This is a genomic window from Rhodothermales bacterium (assembly GCA_040221055.1).
Lineage (GTDB): Bacteria > Bacteroidota > Rhodothermia > Rhodothermales > UBA10348 > 1-14-0-65-60-17.
Genome location: JAVJVN010000014.1, coordinates 41,226 through 59,857, shown reverse-complemented (window position 1 = coordinate 59,857; position 18,632 = coordinate 41,226). Strand labels below are relative to the sequence as shown.

The following is an 18,632-nucleotide window of genomic DNA, read 5'->3' as shown; positions in this document are numbered from 1 at the left end:
GCGGAGGAAACCATGAGCCAGGATTATTCTGATGACGATTATCACGGTGGATATCACGGGGATGATCAACGCGGGAGCTATCGGGATGAGGTGTTCTCCCGACGGGTCCCCGCCGGCAAGCGTACGTACTTCTTCGATGTCAAGACAACCCGTTCCGGGGAAGACTTCTTCCTGACCATCACGGAAAGCAAACGAACGGGTGAGGAATCCTACGAAAAGCACAAGATCTTCCTGTACAAGGAGGACTTCGGGAAATTCGTGTCGGCCTTGCACGAAGCCGTAGGATTCGTGCAGGAAGAGTGCCTGCCGGACTTCGAATTCAGGGGTCTTCCCCATCTTTCCGAATTTGACGGGGAACCCGGAGGCCACTGATCCGGTGTGCGGGTGATCTGCCCGTCTCCCACCCGCCATCCGTTCCAGGTACCGTGAAAGAGCCCGACGATCTGCTGGTTGAACGCTTGCGCAGCCAAGTCCGCGCCGAGCGCCCCTACATCGTGCCCGGTGCACGCAGCGTTCCCTACAAGCTGAACCAGAACGAGAGTCCGTTCGATCTTCCGCCGGTCCTGAAGCGGGAATTGCTGGAGTCCTGGTTCCAGATTCCCTTCAACCGGTATCCGTCGGAACAACCGGACCGACTCGTCCACGCGCTTGCCACCAGCCTGGGTGTGGATCCGTCCGGCATCCTTGTGGGAAACGGATCCAACGAATTGACCCACACCATCGGGCTTTGCCTCATTCGCCCGGACCGCCCGGTCGTCGTGCCGCGACCCATGTTCGCGCTTTATGAGTCGGTCATCCGGCTCTTTGGTGGTCGTGTGGTGGGCGTCGCACCGCGGGAAAACCTGCAGTTCGATACCGAGGCGTTGCTGGATGCCATCCGGACCGAAGATCCGGACGTGAGCATTGTAACCACTCCGAACAATCCGACCGGCCTGGCCATGCCGTTCCGGGACGTGAAGCGGATTGTGGAAACAGCCCGTGGATTCGTGGTGGTGGATGAAGCCTACCACGAGTTCAACCCGGAAGCCTCCGCATTGACACTGCTGCCGGAGCATCCCAATGTGATCGTGGTCCGGACACTGTCGAAGGCGTTCGGTCTTGCCGGTATCCGGCTGGGGTACCTGGTGGCCCATCCGGAAGTCACCGGTCACCTGCTCAAGGCCCGTTTGCCGTTCATGGTGGATCGGATGGCTGAATCCGTGGGCATGGCCCTGGTTCAGCACCCGGAGATCATCCAGGAGCGGATTGGTCTCATCCAGGACGCCACTGCGCGCCTGACGGGCGCGCTCCAGGACATGCCTGCCGTGGATGTACTGCCGTCCCAGGCAAACTTCGTACTTTTCCGTACCGGACACGACCCGTCCGACATGCTTGAACGATTGGCGGACCGGGGGGTACTTGTACGCAACATGGGCGGGTACCCGGAGCTGAAAGGATGGCTCCGGGTGAATGCCGGAACGCCCCATGAGAACCAGGCATTTCTGGATGCGTTGACCTCTGCTCTGTCGGAAATGCCATAGCCCACCCATCCGTATGGATTTTGTCCAAGTCGATATCATAGGCCTTTCCACGAGTCCCTCCAGTGGAGGGGCATATGCCCTTGTGCTGGGCGAAGTGAATGGAAACCGCCGACTGCCCATCATTATCGGGGCGTTCGAGGCCCAGTCCATTGCCCTCGAACTGGAGAAAATCCAGCCGCCCCGGCCCATGACACACGACCTCATCCGGGACCTGTTCAACGCCGTGGGCGCGGAGGTCACGGATATCGTGATCGATGAGCTGCGGGAAGGCACGTTCTTCGCCAAGATCCGCTACGCCATTGCGGGTGCATCCGGGCAGTTGGACGCACGACCGTCCGATGCCGTCGCGTTGGCCGTACGTGTCGACGCCCCTATTTTCGTGGACGCGGCCGTGCTGGACGAAGCGGGCATTCCGGCCGACGACTCGGACGACGAGAGCGAAGATGCCCCGTCCGAAGCCATGGCCGAACCGGAGCCTGCCGAACCCAAGTCCGCGCTGGAGAAACTGGAGGACGACCTTCAGACCGCCATCGCGGAGGAAGACTACGAACGGGCGGCTCGGCTGCGGGATGATATCAGCCGATTGAAAAGTGAGAGCAATTGAGACGGATTCCCTTTTCATCCTTTCAATCATTCTCCCGGCTGTTCAGTGACTATGTCCATGAGCCGGACAAACTGGAATCCTTTTTCAACGGAGACTTCCGGCTGGCAGCCGATCGGGCAGCCCGTGCGGAAGCTGCGGCAAGCGCGCATCCTGACCGGAAGCCCCTGACACATCTGCTTCGAAAGCAGGCCCGGGAATGGGGCATTCTCGACGCCAGTGAGCCCCTCATCCTGAAGCTGGAAAACCCGGAATCGGTCGCTGTCGTCACGGGGCAGCAACTGGGCCTGTTTGGCGGCCCCCTCTACACGCTGTACAAGACCCTCACGACCATCCAACTGGCGTCCCGGATGGAGCTCGAAACGGGACGACCGGTCGTCCCCGTGTTCTGGCTCGAAGGAGAGGATCACGACTTCGAGGAAATTGCCTGGTGCGGTCTGTTCGAGGGAGACACTCCGAAGACCATCACGTGTCCGGATGATGAGACCCAGAACGGACGGGCCATCGGCAGACGGACCCTCCCCGAGGGCATCGTCGGTACGCTGGACGAACTGGAGGGTTTGTTGCAGCCCACGGAATTCCGCGACGACGTCATGCGCCTGCTGCGGGAGGCCTACGTTCCTGGTCGCACGTTCCTTTCCGCCTTCGTCCAGGTCATGCAGGCCATGACCGGGACCGGACGCATCCTGTTCGTGTCTCCGGACGATCCGGATCTGAAGCGACTCGGGGAACAGGTCTTCGAACATGAAATCAACGACTGGCGGGGTAGCCACGAGCGTCTGGAAACCGTCAGCAGCTCGCTCTCCACGTCCTGGCACGCCCAGGTCACTTCGTCCCCCACGAATCTGTTCCTGCATCGGGAGGACGGCCGCGTGGCCGTGGATGCAGGCGACCAGGGCCTCGAGCTCCGGGACGGAACACCCATCACCGAGGCCGATCTGCTCGATCTGTTGTCCCGGGATCCCGGCTCCTTCAGCCCCAATGTAGTCCTTCGCCCGCTGCTCCAGGATGCCGTCCTGCCAACCGCAGCCTATGTGGCCGGACCCGGGGAAGTCGCCTATTTCGCCCAGTTCAAACCGTTGTACACGTGGGCCCACATACCGATGCCCATCATTTTCCCGAGGGCAAGTGTCTCGCTCGTTGAACGACGCATTGAGAAAGTCCTGGACCGCTACAGCCTCGACGTGCCGGACCTGGAAGACCAACTCGACCGGCTGTTCCGTCGCGTGGTGCTGGACAACATGGACGTTGACCTGGACGAGGTCTTTTCTTCGGCAGGCAAACATCTCCACGAGGCCGTGAACGCGATCAAGCCAGTCATCGAGCAGATGGATCCCTCGCTCGTGAAGAGCGCCGAGGCCATGCGGGCCCAGTTCATGAAAGAGTGGTCCGGGCTGAAGAACCGCCTGGTCAAGGCCGAACGGTCCCGGCAGGACATTGTCCGCGACCAATTGGAGCGCGCCATCCTGTCGCTCGTCCCGGACGGAACGTTGCAGGAACGTTTTGTGAGTCCGGTGTACTTCATGAACAAATACGGTCCCGGTTTCACCCAGCGGTTGCTGGACGAGTTGGAACTGGACACCGAGACGCATCAAGTACTGAGTATTTGAGCATCATCCCACGCATTTTTTCCGATGGCTGATTACCCCTTCCGGCAGATAGAACAGAAATGGCAGGACCACTGGGAGTCCTGCAAGACCTTCCGCACTCCCGAGTCGCCCGACACGTCCCGCCCCAAGTTCTACGTCCTCGACATGTTTCCCTACCCCAGTGGCGTGGGACTGCACGTGGGTCACCCCCTGGGGTACATTGCGACCGACATCACGGCGCGGTACAAGCGGATGCGTGGCTTCAACGTATTGCACCCCATGGGTTTCGATGCGTTCGGCCTACCCGCTGAGCAGTATGCCGTGGAGCACGGCGTGCATCCGCGGGTCACGACCGAGACGAACATCGAGAACATGCTCCGGCAGCTGAAGTCGATCGGTCTGAGTTATGACTGGGATCGGAAACTGGCCACGACGGATGTGGACTATTATCGCTGGACCCAGTGGATCTTCCTGCAGCTCTACCACTCCTGGTACGATGCCGAGCAGGAACGGGCGCGCCCGATTGCGGAACTGGAAGACCGGCTGGCCGCACAGGATCCTGCATGGAACGGCAAGACGGCAGCGGAGAAGGAGGCCGTCCTGGCTGAATACCGCCTGGCCTACCTCGCCGAGGTACCCGTGAACTGGTGCCCGCAGCTGGGGACGGTCCTGGCCAACGAAGAGGTGACGAACGACGGCCGGAGCGAACGGGGCAATTATCCGGTGTTCAAGCGTCCCCTGAAGCAGTGGATGCTGCGGATTACCGCGTACGGGGACCGGTTGGTGCGCGACCTGGATGACGTCGATTGGCCGGAGCCCGTCAAGCTCATGCAGCGCAACTGGGTCGGCCGGAGCGAGGGCGCCCACGTGGACTTCCGCGTACATGGACACGACGAGACCATCCGCGTGTTCACCACCCGGCCCGACACGCTTTTCGGAGCTACGTACATGGTCCTCGCGCCGGAGCACCCGCTGGTGGACCGTGTTACGACGCCTGACCACCAGTCGGCCGTGGACGCCTACCGAAGCGTCACCGCAGCAAAGACGGACATCGACCGGATGGCCGACAGCAAGACCAAGACGGGTGTGGACACGGGTGCCGTTGCCGTGAATCCTGTCAACGGAGAACGGATTCCCATCTGGGTGGCCGATTATGTGTTGATGGGCTACGGGACGGGAGCCATCATGGCCGTTCCGGCTCAGGACGACAGGGACTGGGCATTCGCCGAGACGTTTGACCTCCCCATCGTGCGGACCGTTCAGCCACCGGACGACTTCGAAGGCAAGGCATGGACAGGGGACGGAGCCGCCATCAACTCCGGCTTCCTGGACGGCCTGGAAATGGCGGCCGCCAAGAAGAAAATGATTGCCTGGCTCGAAGAACACGGCCACGGCGAAGGGACGGTCACCTACAAATTGCGCGATTGGCTGTTCAGCCGGCAGCGGTACTGGGGCGAACCGTTTCCCATCCTGCACGGCCCCGACGGCACGGTTCGCGCCGTTCCGGAGGAGCATTTGCCGGTGGAACTCCCCCCGATGGACGACTTCCGCCCCACCGCCACGTCCGACCCCGATGCCCCGCCCCGCCCGCCGCTGAGTCGGGCACCGGAAGCCTGGCGCACGGTGGAACTGGACGGTGTTACCTACGAGCGCGAGCTGAACACCATGCCGCAATGGGCCGGCTCCTGCTGGTATTACCTCCGCTTCCTGGACAATACCAACGACGAGGCCTTCGTGGCGCCGGGGAAAGAACGGTATTGGATGGGCGACAATGGCGTGGACCTGTACATCGGAGGTGTCGAGCATGCCGTGTTGCACCTGCTCTATGCCCGGTTCTGGCACAAGGTGCTGTTCGACCTGGGCCATGTAGGTACCAAGGAGCCCTTTGGACGGCTCTACAACCAGGGCTATATCCAGGCCTACGCCTACCGCGATGCCCGGGGCATAGCCGTGGAAGCCACCGAAGTGGTGGACCAGGACGGCCGCCCGGCCACCGAGGTCCAGGATCAACCCGGCCGTCGCTTCTTCCACGATGGGGAGCCCGTCACGCAGGAGTACGGCAAGATGGGCAAGAGCCTGAAAAACGCCGTAAGCCCGGACGAAATCAACGAGCAGTACGGATGCGACACGCTCCGTCTGTACGAGATGTACCTGGGCCCGCTGGACGCATCCAAACCGTGGAATACCCGCGACATCGTGGGGGTCAACCGCTTCCTGCGCCGGGTATGGCGCAATTTCGTCGACGAGGACAGCGGCGAACTCCTGGTGACTGACGAGGTGGCGCCGGAGGCCCTGCTCCGCAGCCTGCACAAGACCATCGAGCGGGTCACCCACGACATGGAACGGATGAGCTTCAACACGGCGATTGCCGCGCTCATTGAATTCACGTCCGAACTCATTGCCCTGGAACGGATTCCCCGCGACGTGGCCCGCTCATTCGTGCTCATGCTGGCGCCGCTTGCCCCCCACATGGCAGAGGAACTCTGGAGCCGGATGGGACATGCGGAAACGCTCGCCTACAAACCCTGGCCCGTGGCCGACCCGGCCCTGCTCAAGGACAGCACCATTGACTTGGCCGTCCAGGTCAACGGCAAGCTCCGGGCGACTATTTCGGTCGATGCGAACGCCTCGCAAGAAGACATCCTCTCTGTCGCGAAGCTCGATCCGAATGTGGCCCGGCACCTGGAAGGCAAAACGATGCGCCGCGAAATCTACGTTCCCGGCCGTCTGGTCAACCTGGTGGTATCATGACCTGTGATGTAGTCGCCTTCGGAGCCCACCCCGACGACGTGGAACTGTTCGCCGGCGGAACCATCTGCAGCCTGGTCGACCAGGGGCATTCGGTGGGTATTGTGGACCTGACGCGCGGCGAACTGGGCTCGCGCGGCACGGTCAGCGGTCGGGCGGCCGAGGCCGCCGAGGCCGCCCGTATCCTCGGGGTCCGAACGCGCCTGAACCTGGACATCCCCGATGGTGATATTGCCGACACGCACGAGAACCGCCTGAAAGTCATCCGGACCCTGCGGGCGTTGCGGCCCCATATCCTGCTCATCAATGCGCCGGACTGCCGGCACCCGGACCATCCGGCCGCCGCCCGACTGGTCGGGGACGCCGTCTTCCAGTCGGGTCTGACGAAAATTGAAACAAAGGACGAAAACGGCGTTCTCCAGGAAGCCTGGCGGCCGCATCACGTCCTGCATTACATCCAGTCCATCGAGCTCGAGCCGACGCTCGTGGTCGACGTATCGGATGTCTGGGAGCGCCGCATGCAGGCGCTGAGAGCCTACACGTCGCAGTTCCACTCGCCCGATTACGTCGCGGCGCCGGACGAACCCGAGACTTTCATCTCGAATCCGGCCTTCATGCAGTGGATAGAAGCGCGCATGCGCGTGGCGGGGTACCGGATCGGAGCCACCTATGGCGAGCCGTTCATCTACCGGCACGGGCCCATGGGAACGCATGACCTCATGGGCATGCTCAGCAAGGAGCGCCCGTTTCGCTAGGGTAGAGTAGAGGGGCAGGCTGGTTCAACGCCGGTCCCATGTGAGGACCACGCGGCGGGGCCCCAGGTCGAGGGTCGGCAAGTGGACATAGGCCACACCGGACTCCTCCTCATACCGGACTTCCCCTTCGCCACCGGCCACCCGCATGTTGCGGAAGCGCTGGTCGCCCATCTTGATCTCCAGTACGGCACCGTCCACAATCGATTCACTGTCGTTGTTGACGTCAATGTGCATTTCCTGCCGACCCAGCGACACGATGAGCGGCCGGATGCTCTGACGCTGACGCCACCAGATGAGCGCGTCGCTCACGGTGGCAATCCATGCCCGTTCCGAGCGGGCCAGGGCCAGCGTCCGTTCCAGGTCGGCGGCCGATGTCGTCCGGGCCGAGTAGGTTTCCGGGTAATAGGGCAGTACGTAGTGGCCGTTCACGTCCCGGACCAGGCGGTACGATGCCTCGAATGTCGGAGCAATGCCTTCAATGATGGAGACCGTCGCTACGGGATCCGGCAACGTTTTCGGAGGAGGGCCGGTTGGCTGGGGTTGCTGACTGGCCGTACTTCCGCCCGGCACGAACAGTTCGACCTGCGGCGTTTCTTCGATCACTTCGTCCTGGTTCAGGCGCTCCCGGTAGTCCACATGGTTCCACCAGTTGAGCTCCCCGGGTGCCCAGGAGTCCAGACCCGGCAATACCAGATAGTCGACGGCCAGGTCGTCCATCACGCGGATGGTGTTTCCGTCGAAAAATCCACCGGGGGGATAGATGCCGTGCAGGGTTTCAATGCCGAGGTCACGCTTCGCCTTCATGATCCGGTCGCGTTGCACTTCCATGGGTTGCCCCTTCAGCACCCGATCACTTTCAGCGGTCACACCGACTTCACCGGCCGTAATCAGACGGTTGCGCAGGTCATTCAGGGACGACAGTTCCGTGGATGTCAGATAGAAACTGCCGGGAACGCGTGCCGTGGCCAGGATATCCAGCAGTTGGGTCACGCCTCCCGAGAACGCCAGCGGGTCATACCCGACTGTCGGAAGCACGGCGACACTGAGCGCCATGGGATGGGCGTTCGGCCACGGGGCCACCGACACGCTGACTCCTCCTGTCATGTCCACAAAGGAATTCACCACGAGCCGCTGCCACATGTACTGTTGCATGTCCGCCCTGGACACCTCGTGGGCATGAAACCGGGTCCACAACACGTGACCGTCGTCGGAGTGGTTGTATACGGCCGTCGTGAGCGAATCGAAGGCCGCCTGATCGGAAGGAGCATAGGTGACCACGCGCCCCAGACCCATTCCTTCGACCGGACGGGCAGCCGCCAGGGGCTGCTGGGCCGCAATATTCAACTGGTATCCAGGGTCCACGCCGGCCGACACGGGGCCTTTCCCGGTCAATGTCTGGAGGTATCCGTAGGGCTGGCCGGGCACGTTCTCAACGAACTCCGCGCCCACCATGTCCCGGAAGAACCCGCCATCGGTCCGGTTGCCCTGTTCATCGAACATTCCGAATCGGCCGGAAGCAATGATATTTCCGCCATCCCGGACATATTCGCGCAGTCGGCGCTTCTGCCGGTCCGAGAGCGCCTCGGCAACGGGCATGATCAGGATTTCATAATCCTTGTCAATGCGCCGGTCGATGTCCCGGTCGTCAATCGAGTCGTAAGGAAGTCGCAGACCCAGCAGCAACAATTCCCAGAAATAGACCGCATCGTCGACCAGTCGGGCATTTCCTCCGACATAGGTCCGGGTGTGCGTCGCCGTATAGAGGGCCACGCGCGGCTTCTGGTCGGCCAGCAGGTCCGACAGATCCGTTGCAACGGTGCGCGCGGGGGCCTGCAGCGTCACGAATTTCTGTACAGGCTGGGAGAGCGCGGTAGACGGCAAGAGGTACAACGCGCACAGCGTGAGCACCAATGTGGCGCAGAGCCCGGCCTGACGGGATGGATATGGAAGAAGCCGGAGCCTCATTCGCCTCCCCCTTCGTCACTGTTCCTGTTCTGATCATGGAGGGCAAACCGCTCGTCCAGGAGATCGACGTGGAAAATCCGGTACTGCTGTGGCTTCAATTCGCGGATGGACAACTCCAGGATGGTGCCGTTTTCACGCAGGCGATACGGAGGGATGTCCACTTCGTCCGGAACGGGCCGGAAAATATTGATGAGCTCCGGACGCACGTTCACGGCCGTGACCGAACGGCCCAATGAAATGGATACCGTGGCTTCCTTGGCCGTATGTCCGTTATCATTCGAGACGCGCACGAAAATACGGGACGGGCTGCGTTGCTCCACGTCGGCATTCAGACCCTTCTTCAAACGCCACCACAGGGCAATGGAGTCACCGGGCGCAATCCAGAAATCGCCGTCCTTCAGTGTGGAGACGAGTGTGTTCAGTGTCCCCGACCCGATGGTTTCGGGATTGTAAACGAGATTGTACAGTCCGCCTTCATACTGGATGCGGTTCACATCCTCCAGCATGAGGCCGGTGAGCAAATCGCGTCCGCTCTCGTCCAGGTCGCGCAACACGTCCTGTTCGCCCTTGATGGTCGTGCCAATCCGAGTGAGCGTTTCGTAGGGGAAGCCCATGATTTTCGGGGCAATCCGGCGACCGATGGAATCCGGCATGAAATAGGTGTAGCCGGCACGCGTGAGTCCACCCATCGTATTCCGACCCAGTATGCCGCGCTCGGTGGAACGGTACCCTTGTACGCGTCCATCCACGATGGATTCCAGCATGTCCCGCATCCGTTGCAGCCGGACCGCCTGATTCTCGGGCAAACCATCTGCCTCCACGCGAAGCGTATCGTACACCGCCACGTCCCCGGTCCGGTGCAGGCGGCGCAGAAGAGACGTGTGCGGAGCGGCCTGTTCAGGCTTGACGAGCCATGTTCCCGGCACATCCTGCCTGTCCAACATGTCGGCAAACGACGCGAAGCGACCAATGCCCTCCGACGACTCTGCCGCTCCGGTCACCATGGCAGCCGCCGTGTAGTTGTACGGCCAGTCGTGTACCCATATCGTCGGCAGACGACGCAGGTAGTTCATGGTGTTCCGGAAATAGTATTGCAGGATTTCCCAGTCCTCGGCGTCGTCCGGTCCGACGCCCATGGCGTTGCGCTGGAATCCCATGTAGACGAAGCGACCCGCTCCGTAATTGCCATAGACAATGCCGGAGGACTCGGTCAACTGGTCCTGGCTGACCAGGTCCTCGGTAGCGAAGTCGAACCAGAACGCGGCCGCCTTTGCCCGGTCCTCGTCCACCACGCGGACTTTCACGCCCGGATTGTAGACCTGGATCTTGACGCGATACCCCGGCGGAATGTCGGCAGAGATGGGGGTACCCGCTCGCAGCGTGAGACGACGAATACCGCCACTCGTACGGGGGAATGGAATGTCGTCGCCAAGGTCCCGGCCGGTCCAGGTGAAATAGGACACCACCACGGCATCCTGCTCACGGAGCGAACCATCCAGGTCGCGAATTTCTGCACGGATCTGGCGGGCACGTGCCCAGTCGACCGTTGGCTGGGCGGAGTTCAGCGTATCGAACCAGACGTAGTCCTGGAGCGGAGGGAAGTCCATTTCGGATGCACGGCGCTGTTGATTCGCCCGGAATGCCTCATGGCCTTCATCACCGGTGGATGGTGGAATGAATCGATCCGATTCCGTCAGGTATCGTGGCAGATAGATGCCGTCGAGCATCTGGCCGGGGAACGTGTCGGCATAGACGCGGAAGTTTCCCTGCCCGCGCTCCACGAAGTCCTCGAACTCGACCCCGAAGGTCTCTTCCATGAAGCTCCAGCCGCGCCACGACCCGTCGGGACGATAGATTCCCGGCGTCCATGTGGCCATCACGCTGCCTCCGTTCTGCATGAATTCCTGGACACGCTGGATCTGCAGGTCGCTCATGGCCCGGACGGACGGCAGCACGAGTACCTGATATTCCGAGAGATCGCCGTATTCCAGGTCATCATCACTGATGTCCGTGAAGGGAATGAGCGGCTTCTGGTTGATGAAGAACTCCCGCCAGGAAATGAGCGTCTGGTCGACCCACGCCGTGCTCGTATCGCGGAGGTTCAGGATTTTGTGGGCTTCCTTCGTGTATTCACTGTTCAGAAGGGCAATCCGGGGGCGCGTATCGACGCCGATCTGCGTCGGAGAGGCCTCACGGATACTGAACGCACCCAAGGCACTCTCCAAAAGCAGGATGTACACCAGGATTCCTGCCGCCAGCGAAGTCACGCCGAGCGTCAGGAACCAAATGGTGCTGATCCTTTCGAGTTGGAGGGTGCGCATGATTACAACCAGGCGTAGCCTTCGTCGCTGGATTCACTTCCGCGACGCGTGTCTTCTTCCCGTTCCTGCACGTCGTCAGGACGGACGGGTACGAAACCTTCGTCGGTGTATTCCCAGAACAAGGAGTTCTGCTGCGAAGGCTGGGCCACCTGGGGCGGACGGGCCTGCGGCGTCTGGGATGGCGAGGAGCCGGACGGAACAGCGGAGCGCGTCGCGCCGGCCTGTTCCTGCTGGCTGCCTACGTAGACGTTGGTCTGCGGCTGCTGCTGATACTGCGGCTGCTGGTATTGCGGCTGCTGAATCATTTGCGGCTGCTGTGGTGCGACCAGGACGTGGGGCTCCTGGGCAGGTTGGACCTGCAGACCGCCTTCCTCGTGGGCGCGGCGTTCGCGGATCTTGTAGAGCACGTAAGCCGCCACGGCCAGGATGAACGTGGCGATGGTGCCTACAAGAATGATGGTCGAAAGAATGGGAACGAGTTCCATGGGTCGAGTCTCGTCGTGAGCGTTCAGGGAATGTCAAACAGGGTACAACAAACAGTGTGCCCAATTTGCGTAATGTGGTCTGAGAGCCTGAAATGATCGCTTTTCATTGGAATCCGTATCAGTTCCGTGCGAATCGATCAAAATGAGACGCACGCTGGCGTCCCGACAGGGCCTACTTGCGGGCGCCCGTGCCAATCCGTTCCAGCTTGCCCCAGTTCATTCCGAAGCCCAGGAATTCCTCGATGGTTGCAAAGGTCTTGCAGACATCGATGATGAGGATGAAGAAGAGCCGGTAGAACAGCGAGTAGAAGACCAGACGGATTTCCTCCTTCTCCACCGCAATACAATACAGAGCGGCAATGAGATCCAGGATGGTCAGGGAGAGCCACCAATAGACCAGGTAGTAGCTCATGTTGAACACAAGCGCGATGAAAATGAAGTAGGCGTTCGCGAACACGTTCATGATGGGCCAGATCAGCGACTCGAACGCCATGGACCACATCACGATGGTCCCCCCGAAATTGATGGTCGGGTTGAAGAACAAGTCCCGGTGCTTGCGAACGGCCTGGAGGATGCCCCGCGTCCAGCGGTAGCGTTGCTTCAGGAGATCCACAATCCGGTCCGGTGCTTCCGTATAGGATTTGGCATCCGGCTCATACTCCACGCGCCAGCCGGCGCGCAGGATTTTGAGTGTGATGTCGGCGTCTTCTGCAAACGTATCGGAGCTGTACCAGCCGGCATCCAGGATGGCCTGCTTGCGGAACAGCCCGAGCGGTCCCGGAATGATGTTCACAAGCTTGACCACGGACTGCGCGGACCGGGCCATGTTCAGGCCTTCCACATACTCCAGCGCTTGCAGGGTCGTCCAGATGTTGTTCCGGTTGAGCACCTTCACGTTGCCCGCAATGGCGCCCAGACGGGGATCCACGAAATGGCGGATGGCCTTGCGCAATGTATCGGGTGACAGCTGCGAGTCCCCGTCCACATTCAGCAGGAAGTCATAGCGGGAAACCTGGATTCCGGCGTTCAACGCGGTGGACTTGCCGCCGTTGGACTTTTCGACCAGGCGGACTTCCACGGCACCGTCACGGTAATGGCCCACAAGGCCGCGGGCCACCTGCCGGGTATCGTCCGTCGAACCATCATCCACGATGATGATCTCGAACTTGGGGTACTCCATGTACACCAGTGACTTGATGGTGCTCTGAAGGAGCTTGCCTTCGTTGTAGGCCGGCACGATGATGGAAATACCCGGCAGGAACGTCTCATCGTGGCCCGTCCTCACGGTATGACGCACCGTATTCAGGTACGCCATGTTCATGAGCGACAGGTACCGGAACAGCAGGATGACCAGGAAGAGGACCAGGGCCACGATGGAGGAATACACAATGAGCCCGCTGCCCCGCAGGTTCGAACTCCACCCCGTAAACCGGAAGAGGTACCCGCCCGGATCGTACAGAAAGACGTAGATCAGGATGAACAGGGCCAGGGACAGGAAGCCGTACAGGAAGACCCGTCGGAACAGTGACTCCTCCGTTTCCGCGGCGGTGGGGAGGTCATCCTCCTTGCGGCGCACGGGCATGAAGGACTGCCGGACCACCGGGATGCCCGATGGGGACAATTCCGTCCCGGTCTGCTGCTGGATATCGTTGGTTTCAGGCATGGGCTACAGCGTCCAGTACAACGCTCCGGAGAACGTGAACGTGTTGTATTTGTCGAAGAACGCGGTCGAACCCGATCCCAGCGTACGCGTGGATGCTCCGAGCGATGAGCTCAGCGTCACGGAAAAATTCCGTCCCAGGCGTTTGATGTAGTCCACCTCGAATCGGCGGGAAATGAACCCGCTGCTCTGGGCGATCATGCCCATGGCGCCACGAACCCGGATGTACCACGTCAACGGCATCTCCTTCTCGTACTCGAGGAAGAAGTCGTAGACCTGGTAGTTGCGGGGAGAGAAGTACGTATCGACCGTGGAGCGGTACTGCTGGTTGTAGTACGTAATGCCCAGGAAGGTGTAGTCGATGATCTTGTAGCCGGCCTCCAGCTGGATGACCGATCCGAAGTTCGTATCGCTGTTGCTGGACGTGTTGCCGAAGTTGTCCCTGACCACGTTCAGTGCCATGGACCCCGTCAGGCGAAGGACGGAATCGGGCATGACGGTCACGGACGAACCCTTCACGTCGAACTGCGTCAGGCGAAGATTGAACTGGGCGCCACCGGGCGACCAGAGATCGATGGTACCTTCACCCGTTCGAAGCCCGACGGACGCTTCGTAACTGCCCAGTTCCTGGCGCCAGTACCGGATGCCGCCGTACACCACCGTCCGGGCGCCCTCGTAGTCGTACAGACCGAACTCCGTGGAAATCCGGTTGGAATAGGAGGCCCGCTTGGACAGGAAAGGGGGCGTCAGATCGATGTAGCCTCCCATGAAAATCTGGTTCACGCGCCCACGGACCACTTCAGAATTCGGGACCAGGCGACGCGTGCCGCTGATGAAGTGGGAATTGACGCCGGCCGTAAGCACCGTGTTGATGGGCAGGGTGACCTGGGTCTGCATGCCCTGGGCCCAGCGGTCGTATCGCGTGCCACCACCCCGCGAACGCGTGGCGCTTGACGTGGGCACGATGACACCGGCAAAATCGTATCCGGTCCACTCCCCACTCTGGGCAATGGCTGCCCGGATGTCGCCGTCAATGCTGACCACCCGCTCATTCACGTACTCGGAGTCCTGCGCCAGTCCCCGGGCTTCGTCATAGATGGCCTGTGCCTGCTCGTACATGCCCAGCTGACGAAGTGCCTCGGCCTGCATGAAACGGACTTCGTAGTCGCGGGGGTTTTCGGCCTGGAGCCGCTCCAGCGTGCCCAGGGCACCCGAGTAGTCTTCCCGTGTCAGCTGGGTCCGTGCCAGTTCCTTGGCCGTCGGGAAATCCCACGACTCGGACAGCAAGGCCTTGAAGATGGAGATCGACTCGTCAAAGTTGTTGGCTGCGGCCTGAACCTGGGCAAATTCCTTGAGCTCCGCCCGTGTCCGGCGGCCCGCGGCCTCGAAGTAGCGCTCGTAGCTCGCAATGGCTGCCTGGAATTGCCGGGCGGTCACCTGACGGCGTGCTTCGTTCAGGATGGCCACGCGCTGCTGCTCTTCGGCACGCATTTCCTCACGCGAAATAAGCAGCCGCAGGGTATCGACGCGCTGGGCATAGGACTGCTCATTGAGGGCTTCCAGCCGGTCGGTCATTTCCGTGGCGGCGGCCACGTTCCCCGTGGCCAATCGGTACGATGCCGCCTCGAAAAGCAGCTCGGGATCATTTCCGTGCAGCGCCAGGAGCGCCACAAGGAAGGACTCCCCGCGGGCATCCAATTGTCCGGCCCCGATCTGGGACATGACGTACAGGCGCTGGATTTCCGGATTCTGCGGATCCCGGTCGGCCAGCCAGCGGGATTGCACGACGGCTTGCTCGGCGTATCCGCTGAGCCTGAGCGCATTCACGTAATCAATCCGGATCTGGCGGTCTTCCGGTCGCAGTTCAATGAGGCGTACGTAGGTACGAATGGCATCGTCCGCACGACCCACGATATTGTAATTGGGGATGATCTCCCGGAGGGCCGCTTCGTTCCGGGGGTCCTGGGCCAATACGGCCTCGAGTTCCTGGATCTTCTGCCGGGCAATGGCCTGACGCGTCCGCTCAATGGACGCGAACCGGCCCTGATAACCCGGATCGGCCGGATTGGAATAGCGCGGATCGATCAGGACATCGTACGCCTCCGCAAACCGCTCGGCCGCAACCAGTTCATCCACCAGGTTGTAGCGCAGCTGCATGTCGGTCGGGTTGAACCGCAAACGATAGGTATACCGGTCAATCGGATAGATCGGGGAATTGCCGTTCACGTCCAGGAGACCCTGGTCCGCCTGCATGAACAGGGCCAGCCAGCGCTGGTCTTGGCCATGTCGGGGTTCCAGTATGACCAATTGGTCGTAGGCCTCGAAGTACCGATTGTACTTGATGAATGCTTCGGCCAGCTGGAATCGGTCTTCGTCGTTGTCGGGGTTGCGCTCCAACCGACGCTGCAACACATCCACGATGAAGGTGGACGGTCCCTGACGAGCAGGCTCCGTCTGCATCCGGTTCTCTACCAGGCGCGAGCGCTCCTGCCACATGTCGGTCGACCGATGCGGATTGGCAAGCCGGTCCAACTGCTGACGGGCTTCGAAGTAGCGGCCGGCGTCGACCAGGAGGTCCACGAGCTGGAATCGCTTGCTGTCGTTGCCCGGGTCGGCCTGCAGTTCGCGGAACAGCACATCGATCGGATACTGGGACTGCGCACCCGATGCCAGACCGGGATCCTGGGCATTGCCCAGACACTCCTTGGCTTCCCGGTTGTTCGGGTTCAATTTCAGTGCCTGATCGCAGGCATCCTGCGCCAACTTGTTCTTGGACTGCCACAGGCGAAAGTAGCCCAGACGCATCCAGAGATCGTCGTTGTTGCTGTACATCTTCGTGTACTTCTCGGCCACGCGCTCGCCGAGATCATTGTCGCCTTCATAACCGGCGATCGCGATCAGGTAGCTCTGGACGATATCCGGCGTACCCTGCGTACGATCCAGGTATTCGCCATACTGCGTGGCGGCTTCCCGGAAACGGCGCGACTCGAACAAGGCATCCGCCAGGCGGATGCGATACGACAGGTTGTCCGGATTCAGCTCAACCAGGCGCCGGAGGCTCTCCAGGCTGGAATTCCCGGATTCGGCCGATCCGCTCTGGCGTTGCTGTACGCGTCGGAATCCGTCACGGGCCTCAACGGAACCCGGATTCAGCTCAAGTGCCTTTTCAAAATCGCGGGACGCACTGGCCAGATCGCCGCGACCTTCATGGGCTTCTGCCCGGAGCAGATACAGCCGGGCATCGCGGGTGGTCGGCGTGATGACCGAATTCAGCAGGACGATGGCCTCGCTGTACCGGCTCTCCTCAATGAGCGCTGACGCCCGTTCCTGCATGACCAGATCCTGCGCCTGTGACGGAAGCGCCACGAGCAACAGGAAGAATCCCAGGATGGTTATGCGGAAAATGCGGTTCATGGGCAGGCTACGCCTCGTCGAGTGCGTAATTGAGAAATTCCTCGGCCGTGTCGAACGGCGTACCGTCCGGTACCACGATGGCACTGACGGCGTGCAGCAGGTGGTCGGCCTGGACGGGCGACTCCTTGCGCAGTCGGTCCTTCAATCGGGCGAAGAAGCGCTGGGCCTGCTCGGACCGGCTGTTGCCCAGCAGGATGATGAGGCGCTCCGATTCGGCGTCGACCAGCATGTCGTCGCCCCGTCGCAATTCCTCACGGACCAGGTCCATCAGGAAATCGAAGTCAAAGGGACGGGCCGCCTTCTTCTCGGGTCGATCCATGCGGAGTGCGAGGAGAAGGAACGGATCGGCACCGGTGGAGCGGGCCGCGAAATAGCCTTGCAGGCGCTGTGTGAACGCGCTGCGGTCGGAATAGGTGTGTTCGGTCTCCGCGTCCGGAACCGCGGGTGGCGGAGCCTGCTGCACGGGCGGCTGCACCTGGACGGGCGGAGCCTGCTGCACGGGCGGCTGCACCTGGGCCGGCGGCATGGGGGCCGACTGCGAAGGAGGCGCGAACGGGGACGGGGGCGGCGCGAACGGGGACGGAACGGTTGTCGGCGTGGTCCCCGGAAGCGTCGAGGGTGCCGACGGATTCGGTGTCCATGAATCGGGAGTATGCGAAAGGTCGGCCGAGGACTCATCGCTCCAAGCCGGGAGGGCATCCTCGGGCCGGGGTGCGACCGGGGCCGGAGCCTGTGTCGCGGGCTGGGCCTGATTGGCCGCCTGGATGAGATCTTCCAGGTCCCAGTAATCCACAACCTGACGCTTGATGTGCCCGATGTGCGGAATGAGGGTAATACGCCGCTTGGTGGTGGTCGGATTGTCATCCGCCAGTTCAATGTGCATGGAACCCGTCATCTGACTGGCCATGAATTCAATAACCCGCTTGGACTGTTGATTGGCCGGCTCGGGCATGACCAACATCATTGTGGTCTCCAGCGAATCGATCTGCTCGAGGAACTGGATGAACTCATTCCTGAACCGGTCGAATGACCGAAACGCCACGAACGGCATGAAGTCGTTCATGATGAGTCGTGTTGGCCGATGCTGGCGGATGAGATTGACCAGATCCCAGAGGGCACCGGCCACACCGTCGTCGCCCATGTTCTGCAGATTCATGAGCGGAGGCACCCGCATGAGTCGGACAATGCCGGTCTCATAGGACTCGCGGAGATTGAACCCGATGGACGCGGCCTGGATCATGAGATCCTTGTGGCGGTCCGGAGAGACAAAGAGTACAGGCTCACCGAGCTGGGCTCCAGTGTGGGCGAACGTCAGTGTGAGCAATCCACGACCGCTTGCGGCCCGCCCGTACACGAGGTACGAACCGCCGCGATACAGTCCGCCCCAGGCACCATCGACGACGTCGATGCCAGACAGATGTTTGGGCGCGAAGCTCACGGTCGATACGTTTGATGTTGCGTTCATGTCGAACGGGGCAGGTTTAAGGGCCTGATGACAGTGGATCACCAGGCGGCGGAAAAACACGATACCAAAAGCCGTGCCATGTCTGCAAAACCGCCCCGGATCGGCTGGA

General features: G+C 61.4%; 12 protein-coding genes. 6 read left to right on the top strand and 6 right to left on the bottom strand.

Translation table 11 applies throughout. The features are described 5' to 3' along the window. Nucleotides 1–12 precede the first annotated feature (12 nt). Genes RIE53_07900 through bshB1 form a run of 6 tightly spaced genes read left to right on the top strand, consistent with a single transcriptional unit; the run spans nt 13 to nt 7,213 of the window. On the top strand, nt 13–372 hold the full coding sequence (locus RIE53_07900) for a DUF3276 family protein (GenBank protein MEQ9104608.1): 360 nt from the start codon (nt 13–15) through the stop codon (nt 370–372). A gap of 53 nt (nt 373–425) precedes the next feature. Then, complete coding sequence (hisC, locus tag RIE53_07895) at nt 426–1,520, top strand: histidinol-phosphate transaminase (protein ID MEQ9104607.1); 1,095 nt, start codon at nt 426–428, stop codon at nt 1,518–1,520. 13 nt (nt 1,521–1,533) lie between these two features. Next, nucleotides 1,534–2,124, top strand: coding sequence for a bifunctional nuclease family protein (locus tag RIE53_07890; protein MEQ9104606.1), 591 nt, complete (start codon nt 1,534–1,536; stop codon nt 2,122–2,124). Continuing rightward, nucleotides 2,121–3,731, top strand: coding sequence for a bacillithiol biosynthesis cysteine-adding enzyme BshC (bshC, locus tag RIE53_07885; GenBank protein ID MEQ9104605.1), 1,611 nt, complete (start codon nt 2,121–2,123; stop codon nt 3,729–3,731). The genes RIE53_07890 and bshC overlap by 4 nt, the downstream gene beginning before the upstream one ends. 24 nt (nt 3,732–3,755) lie before the next feature. Continuing rightward, the gene (gene leuS / locus RIE53_07880; protein ID MEQ9104604.1) at nt 3,756–6,461 is read left to right on the top strand and encodes a leucine--tRNA ligase; all 2,706 of its coding nucleotides are present in this window, start codon (nt 3,756–3,758) and stop codon (nt 6,459–6,461) included. Next, nucleotides 6,458–7,213 carry a bacillithiol biosynthesis deacetylase BshB1 gene (bshB1, locus tag RIE53_07875; GenBank protein MEQ9104603.1) on the top strand — a complete coding sequence of 252 codons (756 nt, stop codon included), beginning with the start codon at nt 6,458–6,460 and terminating at the stop codon, nt 7,211–7,213. The genes leuS and bshB1 overlap by 4 nt, the downstream gene beginning before the upstream one ends. A gap of 24 nt (nt 7,214–7,237) precedes the next feature. On the opposite strand, the gene RIE53_07870 is transcribed toward bshB1, so the two are convergent. The 6 genes from RIE53_07870 to RIE53_07845 form a co-directional block, all read right to left on the bottom strand. Beyond that, the gene (locus RIE53_07870; protein MEQ9104602.1) at nt 7,238–9,055 is read right to left on the bottom strand and encodes a hypothetical protein; all 1,818 of its coding nucleotides are present in this window, start codon (nt 9,053–9,055) and stop codon (nt 7,238–7,240) included. 119 nt (nt 9,056–9,174) lie between these two features. Further along, the gene (locus RIE53_07865; protein ID MEQ9104601.1) at nt 9,175–11,499 is read right to left on the bottom strand and encodes a hypothetical protein; all 2,325 of its coding nucleotides are present in this window, start codon (nt 11,497–11,499) and stop codon (nt 9,175–9,177) included. 2 nt (nt 11,500–11,501) lie between these two features. Then, a complete protein-coding gene (locus RIE53_07860) occupies nt 11,502–11,984 on the bottom strand; it encodes a hypothetical protein (GenBank protein ID MEQ9104600.1) in 483 nt (160 codons plus the stop codon). Between the two features lie 172 nt (nt 11,985–12,156). Continuing rightward, the gene (locus RIE53_07855; GenBank protein ID MEQ9104599.1) at nt 12,157–13,647 is read right to left on the bottom strand and encodes a glycosyltransferase family 2 protein; all 1,491 of its coding nucleotides are present in this window, start codon (nt 13,645–13,647) and stop codon (nt 12,157–12,159) included. A gap of 3 nt (nt 13,648–13,650) precedes the next feature. Beyond that, a complete protein-coding gene (locus RIE53_07850; GenBank protein MEQ9104598.1) occupies nt 13,651–17,058 on the bottom strand; it encodes a tetratricopeptide repeat protein in 3,408 nt (1,135 codons plus the stop codon). A gap of 7 nt (nt 17,059–17,065) precedes the next feature. After that, nucleotides 17,066–18,523 carry an RAD55 family ATPase gene (locus RIE53_07845; GenBank protein ID MEQ9104597.1) on the bottom strand — a complete coding sequence of 486 codons (1,458 nt, stop codon included), beginning with the start codon at nt 18,521–18,523 and terminating at the stop codon, nt 17,066–17,068. Nucleotides 18,524–18,632: the final 109 nt, after the last annotated feature.

Coding starts and splice junctions, on each gene's coding strand:
- RIE53_07860 (MEQ9104600.1), bottom strand. CDS start 11,984: ATGGAACTCGTTCCCATTCTTTCGACCATCATTCTTGTAGGCACCATC.
- RIE53_07855 (MEQ9104599.1), bottom strand. CDS start 13,647: ATGCCTGAAACCAACGATATCCAGCAGCAGACCGGGACGGAATTGTCC.
- RIE53_07845 (MEQ9104597.1), bottom strand. CDS start 18,523: ATGAACGCAACATCAAACGTATCGACCGTGAGCTTCGCGCCCAAACAT.
- RIE53_07900 (MEQ9104608.1), top strand. CDS start 13: ATGAGCCAGGATTATTCTGATGACGATTATCACGGTGGATATCACGGG.
- RIE53_07890 (MEQ9104606.1), top strand. CDS start 1,534: ATGGATTTTGTCCAAGTCGATATCATAGGCCTTTCCACGAGTCCCTCC.
- leuS (MEQ9104604.1), top strand. CDS start 3,756: ATGGCTGATTACCCCTTCCGGCAGATAGAACAGAAATGGCAGGACCAC.
- RIE53_07850 (MEQ9104598.1), bottom strand. CDS start 17,058: ATGAACCGCATTTTCCGCATAACCATCCTGGGATTCTTCCTGTTGCTC.
- bshB1 (MEQ9104603.1), top strand. CDS start 6,458: ATGACCTGTGATGTAGTCGCCTTCGGAGCCCACCCCGACGACGTGGAA.
- RIE53_07865 (MEQ9104601.1), bottom strand. CDS start 11,499: ATGCGCACCCTCCAACTCGAAAGGATCAGCACCATTTGGTTCCTGACG.